General features: G+C 70.1%; 18 protein-coding genes and 1 riboswitch. Of the genes, 8 read left to right on the top strand and 10 right to left on the bottom strand.

What is annotated here, in order from left to right; genetic code table 11:
• Positions 1-11: 11 nt before the first annotated feature.
• Entirely contained in the window at positions 12-1,220 is a 1,209-nt protein-coding gene (locus tag ACFVKT_RS17140) for an exo-alpha-sialidase (RefSeq protein ID WP_385732190.1), read from the top strand.
• Positions 1,221-1,449: 229 nt separating this feature from the next.
• On the opposite strand, the gene ACFVKT_RS17135 is transcribed toward ACFVKT_RS17140, so the two are convergent.
• Genes ACFVKT_RS17135 through ACFVKT_RS17115 form a run of 5 tightly spaced genes read right to left on the bottom strand, consistent with a single transcriptional unit; the run spans position 1,450 to position 8,070 of the window.
• Positions 1,450-2,385, bottom strand: coding sequence for a dihydrodipicolinate synthase family protein (locus ACFVKT_RS17135; protein ID WP_385732188.1), 936 nt, complete (start codon positions 2,383-2,385; stop codon positions 1,450-1,452).
• Positions 2,382-3,449, bottom strand: coding sequence for an oligopeptide/dipeptide ABC transporter ATP-binding protein (locus ACFVKT_RS17130; RefSeq protein WP_385732186.1), 1,068 nt, complete (start codon positions 3,447-3,449; stop codon positions 2,382-2,384). Before ACFVKT_RS17130 ends, ACFVKT_RS17135 begins: the two co-directional genes overlap by 4 nt.
• Before the next feature lie 32 nt (positions 3,450-3,481).
• Positions 3,482-5,464: a dipeptide/oligopeptide/nickel ABC transporter permease/ATP-binding protein gene (locus ACFVKT_RS17125; protein ID WP_385732184.1), complete on the bottom strand. Its 1,983-nt coding sequence runs from the start codon at positions 5,462-5,464 to the stop codon at positions 3,482-3,484.
• Positions 5,464-6,423, bottom strand: a complete 960-nt coding sequence (locus ACFVKT_RS17120; RefSeq protein ID WP_385732182.1) for an ABC transporter permease — start codon at positions 6,421-6,423, stop codon at positions 5,464-5,466. The genes ACFVKT_RS17125 and ACFVKT_RS17120 overlap by 1 nt, the downstream gene beginning before the upstream one ends.
• Before the next feature lie 18 nt (positions 6,424-6,441).
• The gene (locus ACFVKT_RS17115; protein ID WP_385732180.1) at positions 6,442-8,070 is read right to left on the bottom strand and encodes an ABC transporter substrate-binding protein; all 1,629 of its coding nucleotides are present in this window, start codon (positions 8,068-8,070) and stop codon (positions 6,442-6,444) included.
• Between the two features lie 247 nt (positions 8,071-8,317).
• Here ACFVKT_RS17115 and ACFVKT_RS17110 point away from each other — a divergent pair, with 247 nt between their 5' ends.
• Entirely contained in the window at positions 8,318-9,079 is a 762-nt protein-coding gene (locus tag ACFVKT_RS17110) for a FadR/GntR family transcriptional regulator (protein ID WP_385733145.1), read from the top strand.
• 5 nt (positions 9,080-9,084) lie between these two features.
• Positions 9,085-9,519: a protein-tyrosine phosphatase family protein gene (locus tag ACFVKT_RS17105; protein WP_385732178.1), complete on the top strand. Its 435-nt coding sequence runs from the start codon at positions 9,085-9,087 to the stop codon at positions 9,517-9,519.
• 7 nt (positions 9,520-9,526) lie between these two features.
• On the opposite strand, the gene ACFVKT_RS17100 is transcribed toward ACFVKT_RS17105, so the two are convergent.
• From ACFVKT_RS17100 to ACFVKT_RS17085, 4 genes are all read right to left on the bottom strand, one after another.
• Positions 9,527-10,537 (bottom strand): ABC transporter substrate-binding protein, encoded by a 1,011-nt coding sequence (locus ACFVKT_RS17100; RefSeq protein WP_385732176.1) that lies wholly within the window; start codon positions 10,535-10,537, stop codon positions 9,527-9,529.
• Between the two features lie 13 nt (positions 10,538-10,550).
• Positions 10,551-11,318, bottom strand: a complete 768-nt coding sequence (locus ACFVKT_RS17095; RefSeq protein ID WP_385732174.1) for an ABC transporter ATP-binding protein — start codon at positions 11,316-11,318, stop codon at positions 10,551-10,553.
• A gap of 3 nt (positions 11,319-11,321) precedes the next feature.
• Entirely contained in the window at positions 11,322-12,359 is a 1,038-nt protein-coding gene (locus ACFVKT_RS17090) for a FecCD family ABC transporter permease (protein WP_385732172.1), read from the bottom strand.
• Positions 12,360-12,462: 103 nt separating this feature from the next.
• Positions 12,463-12,615, bottom strand: a riboswitch (cobalamin riboswitch).
• A gap of 15 nt (positions 12,616-12,630) precedes the next feature.
• Positions 12,631-13,041 carry a Fur family transcriptional regulator gene (locus tag ACFVKT_RS17085; RefSeq protein ID WP_365439009.1) on the bottom strand — a complete coding sequence of 137 codons (411 nt, stop codon included), beginning with the start codon at positions 13,039-13,041 and terminating at the stop codon, positions 12,631-12,633.
• Between the two features lie 394 nt (positions 13,042-13,435).
• Here ACFVKT_RS17085 and katG point away from each other — a divergent pair, with 394 nt between their 5' ends.
• From katG to ACFVKT_RS17065, 4 genes are all read left to right on the top strand, one after another.
• Positions 13,436-15,655, top strand: coding sequence for a catalase/peroxidase HPI (gene katG, locus ACFVKT_RS17080; protein ID WP_385732170.1), 2,220 nt, complete (start codon positions 13,436-13,438; stop codon positions 15,653-15,655).
• A 132-nt stretch (positions 15,656-15,787) separates the two neighbouring features.
• The gene (locus ACFVKT_RS17075) at positions 15,788-16,264 is read left to right on the top strand and encodes a hypothetical protein (RefSeq protein WP_385732167.1); all 477 of its coding nucleotides are present in this window, start codon (positions 15,788-15,790) and stop codon (positions 16,262-16,264) included.
• Positions 16,261-16,632 carry a hypothetical protein gene (locus ACFVKT_RS17070; RefSeq protein ID WP_385732165.1) on the top strand — a complete coding sequence of 124 codons (372 nt, stop codon included), beginning with the start codon at positions 16,261-16,263 and terminating at the stop codon, positions 16,630-16,632. The genes ACFVKT_RS17075 and ACFVKT_RS17070 overlap by 4 nt, the downstream gene beginning before the upstream one ends.
• Positions 16,633-16,697: 65 nt before the next feature.
• Positions 16,698-17,108, top strand: a complete 411-nt coding sequence (locus tag ACFVKT_RS17065; protein ID WP_385732163.1) for a VOC family protein — start codon at positions 16,698-16,700, stop codon at positions 17,106-17,108.
• 204 nt (positions 17,109-17,312) lie between these two features.
• On the opposite strand, the gene ACFVKT_RS17060 is transcribed toward ACFVKT_RS17065, so the two are convergent.
• Positions 17,313-18,575, bottom strand: a complete 1,263-nt coding sequence (locus ACFVKT_RS17060) for an MFS transporter (RefSeq protein WP_385732161.1) — start codon at positions 18,573-18,575, stop codon at positions 17,313-17,315.
• 122 nt (positions 18,576-18,697) lie between these two features.
• Between ACFVKT_RS17060 and ACFVKT_RS17055 the strand changes: the two genes are divergently transcribed.
• A complete protein-coding gene (locus ACFVKT_RS17055; RefSeq protein WP_385732159.1) occupies positions 18,698-19,636 on the top strand; it encodes a LysR family transcriptional regulator in 939 nt (312 codons plus the stop codon).
• Positions 19,637-19,806: the final 170 nt, after the last annotated feature.

Genomic DNA, 19,806 nt, shown 5'->3' with positions numbered 1-19,806 from the left:
CAGGGAGCGTCATGACCGTCATGAGCCGCACGGCCGCGTTCGCGGCAGCCACCGCACTCCTCACGGCCGTCGCCGGCCTCGGCAGCGCGTCCGCCGTCCCGCTGTCCTCGCCCGACTGCACCTCCTCCGTGCCGTACACCGCGGGCCAGGGCGGCTACGACACCTACCGCATCCCGGCCACGATCACGACCCCGGCCCGCACGCTGCTCGCCTTCGCCGAGGGGAGGCACAGCGGCGCGGGCGACACCGGCGACATCGATGTCGTCGTCAGACCCTCCTACGACAACGGCTGTACGTGGGGTGAGCTGCGGGTCGTCGCTTCCGGGGACGGTGACACCCGGGGCAACCCGGCGCCGGTCGTCGACCCGCGCACCGGCCGGATCGTCCTTGTCACGTCCTACAACAGCGGGGCGGTGACCGAGCGGCAGATCATGCGCGGCGAGGTCACGGCGGCGCAGAGCAGGCGCGTCTTCGTCCAGACGAGCCTGGACGACGGTCTCAGCTTCTCCGCTCCCCGTGACATCACGGCGGAGGTGAAGCTGCCGGACTGGCGGTGGTACGCCACCGGGCCAGGGCACGCGGTCGCCCTTCGGTACGGGCCGCATGCCGGGCGTCTTGTGGTCGCCGCCAACCACTCCGCCGCGCCGCCGGCCGGCTCCGGTGACACCGGGCAGGAGCCCAAGTACTACGGCGCCCACGCCATCTACAGCGACGACGGCGGGGTGAGCTGGCGGGTCGGGTCCGTCGACGACTCCTACGACGGGGTCGGCAACGCGAACGAGAGCATCGCGGCCGAACTCCCTGACGGGCGGCTGTACTTCAGCTCGCGGGACCAGAACGGCACGAGTGCCGGCAATCGGCTGGACTCCTACTCCGGCGACGGTGGCGAGACCCTGGACCGGCCGTATGCCGTCCAGCCCACGCTGAACGACGTTCCTGTCGTCCAGGGCAGTGTTCTTCAGCTCCGGGGGGCCGGGGATGCGCTGCTCTTCTCGGGGCCGTCCGTGCCCACGGCTCGGCGGGCGATGACGGTCTGGCGCAGCACGAACGGGGGTTCGACCTTCGTCAAGGCGATCACGCTGTCGCAGCGGCCGGCCGCGTACTCCGACCTTGTGCAGCTCGGGACCAGCCGGGTCGGGATCCTCTACGAGACGGGTTCGACGGGGACGTACGAGGGGATCGAGTTCCGGCGGGTACCCGTCGCTGACCTGCGGGGGTGAGGGGGATTTGTTTCGCCCCCTCACCCCCTTCCCGTCCCTTGTTCCTGGGGGCTGCCGCCCCCAGACCCCCGCTTCGCGCTGAACGCGCTCGTCCTCAAACGCCGGACGGGCTAAAAGATCTCTAGCCCCGGCCGGGGAAATTCAGCCCCTCCGGCGTTTGAGGAGCGGGGGTTTGGGGGCGGAGCCCCCAAGGGACGGGAATGGGCAGGGGCGGAGGGGGCGAAAACCCCTACAGCAACCCCGCCGTCGCCAGATACTTCCCCACCCGTTCGATCTCCCCCTCCGACAAGGCGACCTGCGGCTCCGCCGTGATCGGGCAGTCGATGATCCCCCGTAGATACAGTCCCGCCTTGAAGGCACCGAGCCCGGCGGAGCTACCCCCCATCCGGGCGGGGTCACCGACCCCCACCATCCCGAACAAGGAACACAGCCGCTCCTGCTCGGCCCGGGCCCGCCCCCAGTCCCCGTCCTGGCAGAGCCGGTACAGGCGCACGTACCCCTCGGGGTCGACGTTCGCCAGCCCGGGCACGACCCCGTCCGCCCCGAGCGCGAGCGCGGAGTCGACGACGAGTTCGGAGCCGGTGAGGACGCTGAAGCCGGTGATGCCGGGGTGTGAGCGGGCGCCCATGACGACGGAGCGGAAGCTCGCGAGGTCGCCGCTGGAGTCCTTGAGGCCGGCGAGTGCGCCGTCGGCGGCGAGTTCGAGGACGAGCTCGGGGCTCAGCTTGGTGTGGACGGACGCGGGCATGTCGTAGGCGAAGACGGGCACGGAGGACCGCGCGGCGAGGACACGGAAGTGGCGGGCGATCTCGGCGGGGTGGGTGCGGGTGTAGAAGGGGGCGGTGACGACGACGGCGTCGGCGCCCGCCGCGGTGGCGTACCCGATGTGGTCGAGGACGCGCGGCGTGGTCATGTCGATCGCCCCGGCGAGGACGGGAAGCTGCCCGCCGACGTGCGAGACGACCGTGGAGACGACGAGCCGCCGGTGAGTGTCCGTCAGATAGGCGGCCTCGGCCGACGAGCCGAGCACGAACAGTCCGTGCACCCCGCCCTCCACCAGATGGTCCACGAGCCTGATGAGCGAGGGGACGTCCACCTCGCGGGCCGGTGTCAGGGGCGTGCAGACGGGTGGGACGACACCGGTCAGCGGGGCGGGGATCGTCATGAAGGCTCCCTGGGATGGTGCTCGAACGGGACGTCGGCCATGACGGCGGCCGGCGAGGCGGACAGCGCCTGCGCGACCAGGTCGCGCGTGGACTGGCCCTCCTCAACAGGATGGTGGCACCGGTAGCGGTGATCGGGGCGTGACGCGGCCGTGAAGTCCGGCATGGCACCCGCGCACACCTCGTCCGCCTTCCAGCACCGGGTACGGAAGGGGCAGCCGGACGGTGGACGGGTCGCCGAGGGGACGGGGCCCACCAGGGGGATCGGGTCGATGGGGTCCAGGAGGCCCGGGGTGGCGGAGAAGAGGGCCCGGGTGTACGGGTGCCGGGAGCTGTCGGTGACCTCGTGGGCCGGGGACTCCTCGACGATCCGGCCGAGGTACATCGTGATCACCCGGTCGCTCATCCTGCGTACCGTCTGGATGTCGTGCGAGACGAAGACGAGGGCCAGGCCCAGGCGTTCCTTGAGGTCCAGGAGGAGGTTCAGGATCTGGGCGCGGACCGACACGTCGAGCGCGCTCGTCGGTTCGTCGGCCACGACGAGGTCGGGGTCCAGGGCGAGTGCGCGGGCGATGGCCACGCGCTGGCGCTGGCCGCCGGAGAGCTGGCCCGGCAGGCCGTCGGCCAGCACGCGGGGCAGGCCGACCAGTTCCATCAGTTCCTTGACCCGCTCCTCGCGCTGGGCGGGCGTGCCGCGCTTGTGGACGTCCAGCGGGTCCCGCAGGATCCGCCGGACCGTCAGGCGACGGTTCAGGGCGGTCGAGGGGTCCTGGAAGATCATGCCGGTGCTGCCGCCGACGGCCTTGCGCCGCTCGGCGGGGTTCAGCGACCACAGGTCCCGGCCACCGAACGTCACCGTGCCGTACGTCGGCTGCTGCACCCCCACCAGCACCTTGGCGAGCGTCGACTTGCCGCAGCCGGACTCACCGACGACGCCGACCGTCTCGCCGGGCGCGATGGTGAGGTCGGCGCCGGTCAGGGCGTACACCCGGTCGCGGGAGAACAGGCCGCCGGTGCGGGCCTTGTGGACGACGTGGGCGTCGGAGAGTGCCACCAGAGAAGTCACCGCAGGAACCCCGTTCTCGCCGGCCGGCGCGTTCAATTCACGACCTCGCTTCCGGTCGGCTCCGGCGTCAGGTCGATCGCCGGGTGGTGGCAGGCCGCCAGGTGGTAGCGGCTGCCCAGCAGGTCGGGCGCGGTGTCGCGGCAGCGCTCGCTCGCCATCGGGCAGCGGTCGGCGAAGCGGCAGCCCGCCGGGAAGTCGGCGGGGGAGGGGACGACGCCCTTGATCTGCGTCATCCGTTCGGCCGCCGTCTCCAGCGACAGGACACTGCCGAGGAGGCCGCGCGTGTAGTGGTGGGCCGGTTCCTCCACCAGGTCGGCGGTCACCCCGACCTCGACGATCTGGCCGCCGTACATGACGACCACCCGGTCGGTGACCGCCGAGATCAGCGCGAGGTCGTGCGAGACGAGGATCAGCGCGAAGTCCAGTTCGGCGCGCAGCCGTAGCAGCAGCTCCATGACCTGTGCCTGGACGGTCACGTCGAGGGCGGTCGTCGGTTCGTCGGCGACGATCAGCTTGGGGTCGCGGGACAGGGCCATGGCGATCAGGACGCGTTGGCGCTGGCCGCCGGAGAGCTCGTGGGGGTAGCTGCGCAGGGTGCGTTCGGGGTCGAGGCCGACCAGTTCGAGGAGTTCCGCGGGGGTGCGGCGGCCGCCTCGCCGTACGACCTGTTTGAGCTGCGACCTGATCGTCATCGCCGGGTTCAGGGACGACAGCGCGTCCTGGTAGATCATCGCCATCTCGTGGCCGAGCAGCTTGCGCCGGGCGCGCATCGGCTCGCCCACCAACTGCCGCTGGTTGAAACGGACATGGCCGCGGACCCGGGCGCCCTTCGGCTCCAGGCCCATGATCGTCAGCGCGGTCAGTGACTTGCCGCAGCCGGACTCGCCCACCAGCCCCAGCACCTCACCCGGCTGCACCTCGAAGCTGATGCCGTCGACGATGTCCACACCCCCGTGGCGGGCATCGAAGCCGATGGCCAGGTTCTCGACGGCCAGGACGGGCAGGGCGCCCTCGGGAAGGGGGCGGGCCCGGCTGCGTAGCCGGGCGGCGGCCTGGGTGAGCCCCGGCAGGTCCAGGACCTTGCCGCTGCCGGGCTCGGGGGCCTCAAGACGGTCCTTCGCCTCTCGTGCCGGCACGTCCCGCGCGGCGGGCGCGGCCCAGGCGTCCGAGACGCCCTCGGAGAGGATGTTCAGCGACAGCACGGTGAGCAGCATCAGCAGGCCCGGGAAGACCGTGGCCCACCAGCCGCCGGTCAGCACCATGTTCTTGCCGTCCGCGATGACGCTGCCCCAGGACGGGTCCGGGGGCCGGACTCCCGCGCCGATGAAGGACAGCGAGGCCTCGAAGACGATGGCCTCGGCGACCTGCACGGTGCAGAACACCAGGATGGGCGCGGCGCAGTTGACGGCCACGTGCTTGATGACGATGTGCGGGGTGCGGGCGCCGATGACGTGCTCGGCGGTGACGTAGTCCTCGCCGTACTGGTCGAGGACGTTCGCCCGTACGACCCTCGCCACCGACGGCGTGAACAGGAAGGCGATCGCGCAGATCAGGACCGTGATCCCGCCGCCGAACACGGCGACCAGGACGGCAGCCAGCGCGATGCCCGGGAACGCCATGACGACGTCCAGGCAGCGCATCAGCGTCTCGTCGACCGCCTTGCGCGAGGTCGCGGCGACCGCGCCGAGGAGCGCTCCCACGACGAGGGCGAGCGCGGTGGCGCCCAGGCCGATGGCCAGCGACCAGCGTGCGCCGTACATCAGCCGGCTCATGATGTCCCGGCCGAGGCTGTCCTGCCCCATCCAGTGGCTCGCCGAGGGGGCGCCGGTGCCGCCGACCGGCGTCTGCTGGTCGAGCGGGTCGTCCGGGGCGAGCAGCGGCGCGAACACCGCCACCAGCACCACCAGGGCCAGGAAGCAGACGGCGATCTTGGACAGCAGGGGCAGCCGGCGCCAGCCGCGCAGCCGGATGCCCGGACGGGACAGCACCTCGGTGAGCCGTTTGCGAGAGAACATCAGGTCGCCTCCCTCAGCCGCGGGTTGACCAGCAGATACAGGATGTCGATGGCGAGGTTCACGACGACGAACCCGGTGGCCGTGGTCAGGACGACGCCCTGTACGACCGCCGGGTCACCGTTCTTCACGGCGTCGATCATCAGCTTTCCCATGCCGGGCAGCGAGAAGATCGTCTCGATGACGACCGCCCCGCCGAGCAGATAGCCCACGCGCAGCCCGAGCACGGTGAGCGGGTTCATCAGGGCGTTGCGCAGGACGTTGCGGCCGACCACGACGTGGGGCGGCAGGCCGCTGCCGATCGCCGTCCGCACGTAGTCCTTGTCCAGCTCCTCGACCACGGAGGTGCGCACGATCCGGGTGAGCTGCGCGGCGACCGGCAGCGACAGCGCGAGGGCGGGCAGCGTCATCGTCTTGAGCCAGCCGGTCAGCGAGTCGCCCGGGTTGATGTAGCCGCCGGTCGGGAACCAGCCCAGGTCGACGGCCAGATACTGGATCATCAGCAGCGCCAGCCAGAAGCCGGGCGCCGCGACACCCGTCAGCGAGACGACGCGGATGATCTGGTCGGGCAGCCGGTCGCGGTAGATCGCGGCGGTGACCCCGCCGAGCAGCGCGAGCACCACGGCGATGCCGAGGCCCAGGAAGGTGAGCTGGAGGGTGAGCGGCAGCGCGGTGGTGACCTGTTCGAGGACCGGCGCTCTGGTCAGCGCGCTGGTGCCCAGGTCGCCGTGGAGCAGGTCGCCCAGGAAGTGGAAGTAGCGCACCGGGAGCGGGTCGAGGAGTCCGTTCTGCTCCCGGAAGTCGGTCAGTTGCTGTGGTGTCGGGTTGGCGCCCTGGAAGAAGGCGGATGCCGGGTCGACGTCCGAGAAGCGCATCACGATGAACACGAACAGGACGATCCCGAGCATCAGCGGCACGAGCAGGGCGATGCGGCGGAGCAGGATTCTGACGACGGTGACCACGTGCTGACTACCTCCGGTCTAAACCCACTTGGCTTGCAGGAGGTTGATCCCGGGGTAGGGCTGTGCCCTTATCCCCGTGAGCTTCTTCGGGTCCCAGGCGGTCATCAGCTCGTTGTGCACGACCGGATAGAGCACGGCCTGTTCGGCGACGACGTCGATGTAGTCCTGGATCATCGTCTTCTTCCGGGTGGCGTCCGGCTCCCGGGTCGCCTGGTCCATGTCCTTGAAGAGCTTCTTGGCGACGGAGTTGCCGGCCCAGCGGGCGTAGCCCATCCACAGGTTCTGCGGGCCGTAGTTGTAGTGCATGATCAGGTCCGCGTCGAGGCCGAACTGGTTGGGGTTCGAGGCCGCGGCGACCACCTGGTAGTCCTGCTTCTGGTCCATCTTCGTGAAGACGGCCGTCGTCTCCTGCGGGTCGAGCGTCGTCTTCACGCCGATCGCGTCCCAGGACGCCTTGATCGTCGGCAGGCAGTCCACGATCCAACTGACGTTGACCGCCATGATGTTGACCTTCAGACCCTTGACCCCGGCCTCCGCCAGCAGCTGCTTGGCCTTCTCCGGGTCGTACGCGTAGACGGTCTTCGCGGGCCGGTAGCCCGGGTTGCCCTCGTTGAGGAACGAACTCGACGGCCTGCCGTGCCCCTTGAGCGCGACCTCGACCATCTTGTCGGTGTCGATGGCGTAGTGCAGCGCCTGCCGCACCCGCACATCGTCGAAGGGTTTGCGCTGGGTGTTGAACATCAGGAAGAGGTTGTTCATCCCCGCGCCGCCCTCGACGGTCATGCCGCCCTTCCTGAGCTGCTGGATGTTGGCGTACGGGATGTTGTCGGCGATCGGCGCCCCGGCGCTCGCCCCCGAGATCTTCGCGACGCGCGGCGCGGCGTCCACCATCGTCAGCCAGTTCATCTTCTTGAAGGCCGCCCTGCGCGGGCCGTTGTAGTCGGCGAAGGCCTCGAAGGTGGTGTTCGACTTCGGGTGGTGGGCGGTCTGCCGGTACGGTCCCGAGCCGATCGCCTTGCCCCGGATCGCGTCGTCCCAGGCGCCCGGCTGGGAGAAGACGTGCTTGGGCATGACCTTCGCGAGGGTGAGCCGCGAAACCCCTTCGGGGAAGGGGAACTTGAGCAGCAGCTCGACGTTCATCGCGTCGATCTTCCTGACTTCCTGCAGCCAGCTCGCGAAGAAGCCTTTGCCGAGCGTCTGCGTCTTCGGATCGAGGATCCGGTCGAACACGAACACCACGTCGTCGGCGGTGACGGGCTTCCCGTCGTGGAACCGGGCGCCCGGGCGCAGCTCGAACTTCCAGGAGGTGCCGGTGAGGTCGGCGGGAACCTGGGTGGCGAGGGCGGCGTACGGCTCGCGGGAGATCGGGTCCGTGTCGAGCAGGCCCTCGTAGATGTGGTTGTTGGCGGCCATGGAGAAGGCGGACGCCGTCTGCGTCGGATCCCAGCTGCCGTCGTTCCCGTAGCCGATGACTGCGGTCAGCGTCCCGTTCCCGCCGCTGCCTCCGCCACCGGTGTCGTTCGTGGACTCCGGCCCCCACGAGCACGCCGACAGCGACGACGAGACGGCGGCGGCCGCGCCCAGCGCGCCGGTGTACTTCAGGAACGACCGGCGGTGCAGCGCCGGAGTGGGGGTCACGTCGCGCACGGTTCCTCCAGTGAGGAGTGGTCCAGTGAGTGGTCCGGGCGGGGGGAGATACGACGTCCTACGTCATAGGGGGCAGCGTGACCATAAGAGGGGGCGAAAGGGGGGTCAAGAGAACACACACGAATGGCGTATGTTCCAAAGGTGCGACCAATGGCACAGAGAAATAGGCCTAATTGACGACTGGTCAATTGCTGATTGACGTTTCTTCATTCCGGAGGTGGGACGTCGGATGTCCAGCGAGCGTACGATGCGGCGCATGCCCGAGGAGACCGGAGGCCGGCGCAGGCCCGAGCGTCGGCTGGGCGGCCAGATACAGCGCGAGGTGATGCAGCTCATCCTCGACCGCGAACTCCGGGCCGGTGCGCCGCTGCCCACCGAGACGGAGCTGATGGAGGACCTCGGTGTCAGCCGCAACTCCGTCCGCGAGGCCCTCAAGGCCCTTCAGGCCCTCGACATAGTCGACATAAGGCACGGCTACGGCACGTACGTCGGCGAGGCCTCGCTGACACCGCTGGTGGACGGCCTGACCTTCCGGACCCTCGCCCGGCCCAGCGACGACGCGAGCGCGCTGGCCGAGATACTCCAGGTCCGCGAGGTGCTGGAGGAGGGGCTGATCCGCCGGGTCGCGGGCACGCTCTCCGACGCGGAGCTGGACCGGCTCGAATCGGTCGTGACGAGGATGGAGACCGCGGGCGGGGTGGAGGCGAAGGGCCCGGACAGCGGTGGCCCCTTCGCCGAACTCGACCGCGAATTCCACGAGTTGCTGTACGCCTCCCTCGGCAACGCTCTCGTCCCCCAGCTCCTCGGCGCCTTCTGGACCGTCTTCCGCCGCGTCTCCGGCATCCGCGGCTGGACCGACGACCCGGCACCCGAGGTCACCGTCCGCCGCCACCGCGACATCGTCACCGCCCTGCGCGCCCACGACATCGAGGGCGCGGAGCGGGCCATGGCCGTCCACTTCCGCGGCATCGAAGCGCGGGCCGCGCAGGAGTCACGCGGGGTAAGTTGAGCCTCGTGACCGAGCCCTGGAACCCGAACGGCGCGGGCGTCCTGCGCCTCCCCTCCGGCCGCCTGGTCCGAGGCCGCGCGCTGCGCCGCCCGCTTCCCGCCGACGGCCCTGCACCGACGTACGCCGTTTACCTCCTCGGCAAGCAGCCGCCCGAAGTCCCCTGGGAGGCGCACTGGTTGCGCTGGCCGGACTTCCGCCTGCCCGCCGACCGGGCCCGCGCGGTCGAACTGCTTACCGACGCCTGGAGCCGCACCTCCGCCGACCGTGTCGAGCTGGCCTGCGGTGGCGGCCGGGGGCGGACCGGGACGGCGCTGGCGTGTCTCGCGGTCCTGGACGGCGTTCCGGCGGACGAGGCCGTGGACTTCGTACGCCGCCACTACGACCGGCACGCGGTGGAGACGCCGTGGCAGCGGGGGTATGTGCGGCGCTTCACCACCTGAGTGGGGACTATGAGGCGGCGTCGGTCTCCGCCACCGTCCGCACATAGGCGCCCAGGTGGTCGATGGCCGAAGGGTTGCGCGGGCTCTCGACGAGGTCGACGTAGTCCAGGACGAAGATCCGCTTGTTCTTGACGGCGGAGACGTTCCGCAACGGCGCGTACGACAGCAGGAACTCGCGCTTCTCCTCGGCGCTGACGTCTCCGTAGTCGCAGATCACGATGACGTCCGGGTCGCGCTCGACGACGGTCTCCCAACCCACCGTCGTCCAGGAGTCGTTGAGGTCGTGCGTGATGTTCACGCCGCCCGCCTTGCTGATGATCTCCTCGGGGGCGGCGTACCGGCCGGAGGTGAACGGCTGGTCCTGGCCGCTGTCGTAGAGGAAGACCTTCGGCCGGTCCGCGCCCGTCGGGGCCTCGGCCTGCACGGCGGCGACCTGCTCCTTGAAGTCCGCGACCAGCGTGGCCGCCCGCTGCTCGATGCCGAAGAGCTTCCCGAGGTTGGTGAGGTCGGCGTACAGGGCGTCCAGCGGCGGCATGATGCCGCGCGAGGAGTCGGTACGGCCGTTGCGGCAGGACTCGGTGAGGATGTACGAGGGGATGCCGAGCTTCTTCAGGGCGTCCGGGGTGAAGCCGCTGTCCTCGCGGAAACCGTAGTTCCAGCCGGCGAAGACCAGGTCGGCGCGGGCGTCGAGGACGTTCTCCTGGGTGAGCTGCTGCTTGGACAGCCACTTCACCTCGTCGTAGCCGTCCTTCCAGGGCACGCCGGTCAGATCGCCCTTGTCGTCGGGCATGGCGAACCCGGCCATGCGGTCCTCCAGGCCCAGCGCGAACATGATCTCGGTGATACCGACGTCGTTCGTGACGACCCGTTCGGGGATCTTCTCGTACGTCACTTTCTGGCCGCAGTTGGTGAGGGTGACGGCCGATGACGCGGGTTTCGACTCCGCTGTCTCGACCTGGGCGCCGCATCCGGTGGCGAGGGTCGCGAGACACACGGCTGCTGCAACGGGCTTGCGCATACGAGGAGTTCCTTTATCGGGCCGAGGGGAGAAGGTCGAAGAGCAACTGCACGGCACCGGTCTCCGGATGGCGCACGGGATGGGCGCGGACCCCGAACACCTCGGCCAACAGCGCCGGTTGGAGCACGTCGTGCGGCGGGCCCGACGCGACGACCCGGCCCCCGTCGATCACGTACAGCAGATCGCAGTGGGCGGCGGCGAGGTTGAGGTCGTGCAGGGCGGCCAGCACGGTCAGGCCACTGCCCCGGACCAGCGACAGCACGTCCAACTGGTGGGCGATGTCGAGGTGGTTGGTCGGCTCGTCCAGGACCAGCACGCGCGGCTGCTGGGTGAGCGCCCGCGCGATCAGGACGCGCTGCTTCTCGCCACCGGAGAGCGCGAGGAAGCCGCGTTCAGCGAGATGCGCGACTCCGGTACGGGCCATGGCGTCGGCGCAGATCGCCCGGTCCTCCTTGGCGGTACGACCCTGATGCGGCAGCCGCCCCATCCCGACCACCTCGGCGACGGTGAAGTCGAACTCGGCGGACGACTCCTGCGGCAGCGCGGCGAGCAGCCGGGCGGCGGCCCGCGGGTCCATCGTGTGCACGTCGTCCCCGTCGAGCCGCACCACCCCGCCCGCCGGCCGCAACGCCCGGTACACGCACCGCAACAGCGTCGACTTGCCGCTCCCGTTGGGCCCGACGAGACCGACGAAGTCCCCACTGCCCACGCTCAGTCGAATGTCGTCCACGAGCCGGACGGCACCGGCGTCGACGGACACGCCCTCCACATCGAGCCGCATCGGTCAGTGCCCTCCGAACGCATAGCCGCCGCGCCGCATCAGCAGCAGGAAGGCGGGCACGCCGACCACGGCGGTGATCACGCCGACCGGCAGCTCCCACGGGGCGAGCAGCAGCCGGGACAGCACATCGGCCCACACCAGCAGGACGGCTCCGGCGAGCGGCGCCACCACCAGTACCCGCCGATGATCGGCGCCGACCAGCATCCGTACGACATGCGGCACCATCAGTCCGACGAACCCGATGGCCCCGCTGACGGCGACCACACATCCGGTCACGCCGGCCGTGACGAGGAACAGCTCCCGGCGCAACCGCCCGGGCGGCACGCCGAGCGCGGCGGCGGTCTCGTCGCCCATGGCGAGGGCGTTCAGCGACTCGGCCCGCCGCAGCAGCCAGGCCCACCCCGCGAGCGCCACCGCGGCGGCCAGCGGCACCTTCTCCCAGGTCGCGCCGCCCAGGCTGCCCAGGAGCCACATCATCGCCGACCGGGCGGCCTCACCGCGGGCCGCGCCGAAGACCATGATGGTGGTGAGGGCCTCGAAGCCGTACGCGAGTGCCGTCCCCGTCAGCACCAGGCGCAGCGGCGTGAGCCCGAGCGGTGATCTGGCCACCGCGTAGACGAGCGCCATGGCGGCCAGCGCCGACCCGAAGGCGGCGACGGACAGCGCCCACACCCCGAGACCGGCGAACAGGCCCAGCAGGATGACGGCGTTGGCGCCCACGGCGGCGCCGGAGGAGATCCCGAGCACGAACGGATCGGCGAGCGCGTTGCGCACCATGGCCTGTACGGCGACGCCGACGGCCGCGAGCCCGGCACCGACGACGGCGGCGAGCACCACACGCGGCAGCCGGATCTCCCAGACGATGGTGTACGGGGCGACGTCACCGGGTTCGATACCGCCGCCGGTCACCCCGGCCCACAGAAACCGCAGTACCCGCCCCCACCCGATCCCCGAAGCGCCCAGCCCGACCCCGCAGAGGAGCGACAGACAGAGCAACAGCGCCAGCCCAACCACCAGCGGCACGACGGGTATTCGGCGCACGGGCGGCGGGTCCTAAGCCTCGGGCCGCCTCGTGAACACAAGCAAGGGATGGGCAGCACAGCCGAACCGTGCGGTCCCCTCTCGCAGTCCGCGGCGAGCGTCATCGGGTCACATGCCACCCCGCGGGTAATCGGGCTCACGCGACGGACCGAAACGGCCTGCCACGCTTACCGTTGCGGGTCAGCGCCGGACTCTCACCGGACTTCCCCCACGGGACGCGCCCCGAGCGTAACAAACGGGCGAAGGCCAAGGACCAAGGGCCGATGCCGGTCTAGGCGCAGGAGGGACACAGTCCGCGGTAGGTGACCTCGACCTCGGAGACCGTGAAGCCGAAGCGCTCCTCCGCCGGGAGGTCGGCCAGTGGATTGCCGGCCGGGTGGACGTCGCGAATGGTGCCGCAGTTGGAACACACCAGGTGCTGGTGGGGGTGGTGGGCGTTCGGGTCGTAGCGCTTGGCGCGGCCGTCGGTGGAGACCTCGAGCACCTCACCGAGGGAGACCAGCTCGCCCAGGGCGTTGTAGACGGTCGCGCGGGAGATCTCCGGCAGTCGCTGTGCCGCGCGGGCGTGCACCTCGTCGGCCGTGAGGTGGACGTGCTCGCCGTCGAGGACCTCCGCAACGACACGTCGCTGGGAGGTCATCCGCCAGCCACGTCCTCGCAGTCGCTCCAGCAGGTCACTCATATCGGTTCACCTATTCAGGTTCAGTGGGATGCCCGGAGTTTACCGGTGGACGTCCGGGTCCCGGTTGGATATGGGCTTGGCCCGCTTCTTGACTTGGACTCGGTCCATCGTAGGATCGGTTCCGGCGATAGCCAAGGGACAGGAAGACTCCAGTACGGCATGAGACAGAGACGTGACGGGACCACCTCGGCTTCGAGGCGATCCATCCCCTCCGGGATGCGCGGTCGCGCGAGCCATATCTCCCTCTCGGTCGTATGTGAGGCCCTCCGCAGGTCGGCGAGGCCGGTCATCCCGACTCCGCCGCCGCCCACCCCAGTCTTCGTACCCCCCGCCCGACCGTTCCACCGCCCGCAGTTCCTGAGCACCGTGATCCGCCAGGTCCGGAAGGATTCCCATGACTGAGAACCACGACGCAATCGTCACAGACGCGAAAACGGAGGGCGGCGGTGGCTGCCCGGTCGCGCACGACCGAGCCCCGCACCCGACCCAGGGCGGCGGAAACCGCCAGTGGTGGCCGGAGCGGCTCAACCTGAAGATCCTTGCGAAGAACCCTGCCGTGTCCAACCCCCTCGGTGAGGACTTCGACTACGCCGCCGCGTTCAAGACCCTCGACCTCGCCGCCGTGAAGGCGGACATCGCCGAGGTGCTGACGGACTCGCAGGAGTGGTGGCCGGCCGACTTCGGGCACTACGGCCCGTTCATGATCCGTATGGCCTGGCACAGCGCGGGCACCTACCGCATCAGCGACGGCCGCGGCGGCGCCGGCGCCGGCCAGCAGCGCTTCGCCCCCCTCAACAGCTGGCCGGACAACGGCAACCTGGACAAGGCCCGCCGTCTGCTGTGGCCGGTCAAGAAGAAGTACGGCCAGAGCATCTCGTGGGCCGACCTCATGATCCTCACGGGCAATGTCGCCCTGGAGTCGATGGGCTTCGAGACCTTCGGCTTCGCCGGCGGCCGCGCGGACGTCTGGGAGCCCGACGAGGACGTCTACTGGGGTCCCGAGACCACCTGGCTCGACGACCAGCGCTACACCGGCGACCGCGAGCTGGAGAACCCGCTCGGCGCCGTCCAGATGGGCCTCATCTACGTCAACCCCGAGGGCCCGAACGGAAACCCGGACCCGCTGGCCGCGGCCCGCGACATCCGTGAGACCTTCCGCCGGATGGCGATGAACGACGAGGAGACGGTCGCCCTGATCGCGGGCGGTCACACCTTCGGCAAGACCCACGGCGCGGGCCCGGCGGACGCCGTCGGCGACGACCCCGAGGCCGCCCCGATCGAGGCGCAGGGCTTCGGCTGGAAGAGCAGCTACGGCACCGGCAAGGGCGGCGACGCGATCACCAGTGGCCTGGAGGTCACCTGGACGCAGACGCCGACCCAGTGGAGCAACTACTTCTTCCAGAACCTGTTCGGCTACGAGTGGGAGCTGACGTCCAGCCCCGCCGGCGCCAACCAGTGGGTCGCGAAGGACGGCGCGGGCGCGGGCACCATCCCCGACGCGCACGACCCGTCGAAGACCAAGGCTCCGACGATGCTGACGACGGACCTCGCGCTCCGCATCGACCCGGCGTACGAGGAGATCTCGCGGCGCTTCTACGAGAACCCCGACCAGTTCGCCGACGCCTTCGCCCGCGCCTGGTTCAAGCTGACCCACCGCGACCTCGGCCCGATCGTGCGCTACCTCGGCTCCGAGGTTCCGTCCGAGACGCTGCTGTGGCAGGACCCGCTCCCCGCGGTGACCCACGAGCTCGTCGACGCCGCGGACATCTCCGCCCTCAAGGCCCAGATCCTCGCCTCGGGTCTGTCGGTCTCCCAGCTCGTCTCCACCACGTGGGCGGCGACCTCGTCCTTCCGTGGCAGCGACAAGCGCGGCGGCGCCAACGGTGCGCGTATCCGTCTCCAGCCGCAGATCGGCTGGGAGGTCAACGAGCCGGACCAGCTCGCGCAGGTGCTGCGCACCCTGGAGGGCATCCAGACGTCCTTCAACGCCGGCGGCAAGCAGATCTCGCTGGCCGACCTGATCGTCCTCGCGGGTGCCGCGGGTGTCGAGAAGGCCGCCAAGGACGCCGGCTTCGACGTCGAGGTCCCCTTCACGCCGGGCCGCGTGGACGCCACGCAGGAGCAGACGGACGTCGAGTCGTTCGCCGCGCTCGAGCCGACCGTCGACGGTTTCCGCAACTACCTCGGCAAGGGCAACCGCCTGCCGGCCGAGTACCTGCTGATCGACAAGGCGAACCTGCTGAACCTGAGCGCGCCCGAGCTGACGGTCCTCGTCGGCGGCCTGCGCGTCCTGGGTGCGAACTACGGGGACTCCAAGCACGGCGTCTTCACCACCACCCCGGAGGTCCTCACCAACGACTTCTTCGTCAACCTGCTCGAACTGGGCACGACGTGGTCGGCGACCTCCGAGGATCAGAACACCTTCGAGGGCCGTGACGCCTCGGGCCAGGTCAAGTGGACCGGCACCCGCGCCGACCTGGTCTTCGGCTCCAACTCCGAGCTGCGCGCCGTCGCCGAGGTCTACGCCAGCGACGACGCGAAGGAGAAGTTCGTGAACGACTTCGTCGCCGCGTGGGTCAAGGTCTCGAACCTGGACCGGTTCGACCTGGTCTGATTCATCCGCACCATGTGATCAGTGACGTCCGGGCGGGCCCGCAGGGGCCGGCCCGGACGTTTCTGTTTCCTGTACCGATGCCGCCGAAAAATCGCAGCGACGAACACATGGGCGCATGGAACCCTGAGCCCCGTGACCCCACCCGAAACGACCCCCTACGACGACGACCGCCGCGCCTACTCCCGAGACGCCCTCGGCCGCCTCGCCCTCAGCCGGGCCGCGGTCACCGTTGCCGACCGCGCCGGCGGGCTGGTCGCCACTCGCAACGATGCGAACAGCGGTCCCGGCGGTCGTGTGAGCCAGGCCCTCGAGCTGACCGAACTCGCGGAGTGGACGCTCGCCCTGGCCGTGGTCTACGAGCGGGAACGGGGGAGTTCCTGGGAGGACATAGCTCGGCATCTGGGGGTCGGGGTGGTGCAGGCCCAGGAGCGCTTCTCTCCGGAACTCGCCCGCTGGGAAGCGGCGTTCGACGCCCCCTACCGCCTCGACGAGACCGGCTGCAGACGCGTTCCGCAACTCCCCACGGCCGCGTACGGCCCCCACCATGCCTGCAGCGGCCTCGACCTCTGGGCGGGCCTGCACCTCACCAGCTGGACTGGCACGCGGTGAGCGCGGGCCTGCGCATGAACACCTCGGCGGACTCGGCGGACGAAGTGGCCGATCCGGAAACCGAGTCGGACCGGATGGACGGCTGGATCTGGCGCCCCCACCTCCGCTCCTTCCTGAAGTCCCTGGCCCGCTACAACGGCACCCACCTCGACGACACGGACTGGGACGTCATCTCCATCGGCCTCGCACCCACTGACGACGAGGACCCCGACGCCTGGTACTCCTGGCCCTGCCCGGTGTGTCCCACTCCCTCGACATCCGTCTCGCGAACGCTCGGCGGCAACGAGGTCTCCGTCGTCATCACTGGCGCGACCTCCGCCGACCTGCGCCTGCGCATCGATACCCTGATGGACGCGTTCGCCCGCTAAGCGGCTCCGCCGAAGTCCGCTGCTGGTCCGCACCTGCGGATGTGAGCTTGTGACAAGATCGCGGAATGCTGCGACTCACCGATTTCATTGTCGACTGCCCGGACACGATGAAGCTGGCGGCTTTCTACTCCGAGGTGACGGGCCGTCCGATCAAGGAAGGCAGCTCCGAGGACTGGGCCGGCATCCAGTTCGGCGAGATCGAGTTGGCATTCATCCAGGTGGACGACTACCGCGCTCCGCAGTGGCCCGACAGCGAGCACCCCAAGCAGTTCCACCTCGACTTCGAAGTGGACGAGATCGAGTCCGAGCAGCGCCGCGTCCTCGACCTCGGCGCGACGCTACGGCAGGACTTCATCGGCCCCGATGGCTACGGCTGGCAGGTCTACACCGACCCGATCGGCCACCCCTTCTGCCTGTGCCGCAACAAGGGCGTCATCTGGACCGACCAGGGCCCGATCTGGCCCAAGCGCGACTAGGCGGCTTGGATGCGGTTCGTTGCTGACTGTCGGATCCCGTCGCGTTGATGGTTCATGGCCTGACTCGGCCAGCTCCAGCCCTGGGGAGAAGCGAGCGGGCGGCCCGACAGTCACTTGAGGATCGGGGCGGGGTCACCTGGCCACGGCGCAAGTGGACTACGTTCAGGTGGTGGATGTAGTCATCGGGACGGGACCGTCCGGGGCTCAGAAGCGGTCGACGGCTTCTGGGGTTTCGGTCTCGGCGGTGAGGTTGTCCTGGGGCGAGGACTCGTGGCGCGGTAGCAGTAGCGGGGTGGCCAAGAGGAGGACTCCCGCGAGTGCGATGGCGGTGCGCGGGCTGGTGACGGCGGCGAGCAGGCCCCACGCGGCGGTCAGGGTCGCGATGGTGGCGCTGCTGCTGACCGACCATGCGGTGAGGGTGCGGGCGACCCGGTCGGGGGCGGTGTGGTCGAGGCGGTAGGTGGCCAGTACCGGGTTGAACAGGCCGATGCAGGTCACCAGGCCGAACTGGACGGCGATGACGAGCACGATCCCGGGGACGCCGGGCTGGACGAACGCCAGACCGAGGGGCCAGCACGCACGCAGGGCCCCGGAGATGCGCATCACCCTGTGCTGCCCGAACCGCGGCACGAGCCGGCGTGAGAGGCGTGCGCCGATGAGGCCACCGATGCAGGGGGACGCGAACACGAGGCCGTACTGCCAGGGTGCGAACCCGAGGTCGCCCAGCAGGAGTACGAGGATCAGTGGCTCGGAGGCCATGATCAGGCCGTTGACCGCGAGCACGTTGAAGAACAGGGGGCGCAGGGTGGGGTGGGTGAGGATGTAGCGCCAGCCTTCGAGCAGGTCGCCCGCTCGTAGGTGTGGTGCGGTGGGCCTTGTGGGCTTTGGGTCCGTTCCGCCGATCGCGCGGATGCCCAGGGCCGAGAGCAGATAGCTGACCGCATCCGCGATCACGGTCGTCACCGGGCCGAAGATGCCGATCGCGGCTCCGCCGAGCGGTGGTCCGACCGTCGTCGCGGTCCATGTCGTGGACTCGAAGCGGCTGTTCGCGACGATCAGGTCCTCCGGTGGCACGAGTGCCTTCAGGTACGCACCGCTTGCCGCGTTGAACGCGATGTTGGCCGCTGCCACGACTACGGAGACGACGAGGAGCTGGGCGAAGCTGAGCAGGCCGAGCGCGAACGCGAGGGGGACGCTCAGCAGCGCCGAGAACCGGGTCAGGTCCATCGCGACCATGACCGGCCGCTTGCGGCGGAACTCCACCCACGGCCCGAGCGGCACCGCCACCACGGCCCCCACCGCCCGCCCCGCGGCAGCCAGCGCCGCCACCTGGGTCGGCCCGGAGTGCAGCACGAGCACGGCGATCATGGGAAACGCGCCGAACCCGAGGGCCGTACCGTACGAGCTCACGGCGAACGACGCCCACAGCCACCGGAACCGCCGCCCCAGCGCCCGTCTCCCCGTCATCCCACCGCACCTCTCGCCGCCCCGGAACAACCCACGCTGACCCCGGCATCCAAGCGAGTGGCGGGCGACGAGAGCAAACAACCAAGCAGCCTGAAGCCACAACCATTGGTTGTGTCACTAGCATGACGGGTGTGGACCTCGCCGCTGTGCGCACCTTCGTGGCCGCCGCGGACGCGGGGCGGTTCCAGGACGCCGCCGCCGAACTGGCGGTCACCCAGCAGGCCGTCTCCAAGCGCGTCGCCACGCTGGAGAAGATCCTCGGCGTACGGCTGTTCACCCGTACCGCGCGCGGAGCGCAGCTCACCATCGACGGGCAGGCGTTCCTGCCGCACGCCCGCGAGCTGCTACGGGCCGAGGAGCGCGCGGTCGCCTCCGTCCGTCCCGGCCGCCGCCCGCTGCGCGTCGACGTGATCGGCCGACGGCTCGCCCCGGCCGCCGTACTGGGCGACTTCCAGCGCGCGCACCCCGAGGTCGAACTCGATGTCGTGACCCGCTTCGACGCCGACGCGGCCGTCGACGCCATCCGGTCCGGCACGATCGACGCGTCCTTCCGGGCCATCACGATGCCCGGCCGACGGCTCCCCGACGACATCGGGGCCGTCCGGGCCTTCGACGAGCCGGTCGAGCTTCTTGTCGGACCGGCCCACGAGCTCGCCGCCGCCCGTGCGGTCACGCCCGCCGAGCTCGTCGGGCACCGGATCTGGATGCCCGGCCTCGCTCCCGGAACCGAGTGGGGCGCCTACTACGAGGACCTGGCCGCCGCGTTCGGGCTGACCATCGAGGTCACCGGCCCCGACTTCGGCACCAAGCCCCTGCTGGACACCATCGCCGAGTCCCGGTCGCTGGTGACCCTCGTGGGGCAGCAGACCCACCTCGTCTGGCCCGCCGACCACGGCCTGCGCCGCATCCCGCTGCGGGATCCGACACCGGTCTACCCGCACTCACTGGTGTGGCACCGCGACAACCCGCATCCGGTGCTGGCCGCACTCCGCGACCACCTCAGCTCCGGGCGGCGGCCCGAGCACGCCCAGGCCGACACCTGGATCCCGGCATGGGCCTAGTGCCGCTCCGCGCAAGTCCGTGGAGGGGTGTGAGGACTGTTCACGTGGTCTTGAGCGGGGTTCCGTCGTAGGTCCACTTGTACGGCTTCGCGGATTCGTTGCGGCCGATGACGTAGACGTCCAGTTTGTCGATGAGGTCGTTGCGGCTGGAGACGTCGCCGTGGCGGAGG

Origin of the sequence: Streptomyces sp. NPDC127595 (genome assembly GCF_042671685.1) — a bacterium.
Lineage (GTDB): Bacteria > Actinomycetota > Actinomycetes > Streptomycetales > Streptomycetaceae > Streptomyces.
The sequence above is the reverse complement of the archived record's forward strand: the minus strand, read 5'-3'. Positions and strand labels throughout refer to the sequence as shown.

Excerpts from the sequence above, each read along its gene's own strand:
- ACFVKT_RS17125 (WP_385732184.1), bottom strand. The coding sequence starts at position 5,464 with ATGTTCTCTCGCAAACGGCTCACCGAGGTGCTGTCCCGTCCGGGCATC.
- katG (WP_385732170.1), top strand. The coding sequence starts at position 13,436 with ATGACTGAGAACCACGACGCAATCGTCACAGACGCGAAAACGGAGGGC.
- ACFVKT_RS17055 (WP_385732159.1), top strand. The coding sequence starts at position 18,698 with ATGACGGGTGTGGACCTCGCCGCTGTGCGCACCTTCGTGGCCGCCGCG.
- ACFVKT_RS17085 (WP_365439009.1), bottom strand. The coding sequence starts at position 13,041 with ATGAGTGACCTGCTGGAGCGACTGCGAGGACGTGGCTGGCGGATGACC.
- ACFVKT_RS17065 (WP_385732163.1), top strand. The coding sequence starts at position 16,698 with ATGCTGCGACTCACCGATTTCATTGTCGACTGCCCGGACACGATGAAG.
- ACFVKT_RS17095 (WP_385732174.1), bottom strand. The coding sequence starts at position 11,318 with ATGCGGCTCGATGTGGAGGGCGTGTCCGTCGACGCCGGTGCCGTCCGG.
- ACFVKT_RS17140 (WP_385732190.1), top strand. The coding sequence starts at position 12 with ATGACCGTCATGAGCCGCACGGCCGCGTTCGCGGCAGCCACCGCACTC.
- ACFVKT_RS17135 (WP_385732188.1), bottom strand. The coding sequence starts at position 2,385 with ATGACGATCCCCGCCCCGCTGACCGGTGTCGTCCCACCCGTCTGCACG.
- ACFVKT_RS17060 (WP_385732161.1), bottom strand. The coding sequence starts at position 18,575 with ATGACGGGGAGACGGGCGCTGGGGCGGCGGTTCCGGTGGCTGTGGGCG.
- ACFVKT_RS17100 (WP_385732176.1), bottom strand. The coding sequence starts at position 10,537 with ATGCGCAAGCCCGTTGCAGCAGCCGTGTGTCTCGCGACCCTCGCCACC.
- ACFVKT_RS17110 (WP_385733145.1), top strand. The coding sequence starts at position 8,318 with ATGCGGCGCATGCCCGAGGAGACCGGAGGCCGGCGCAGGCCCGAGCGT.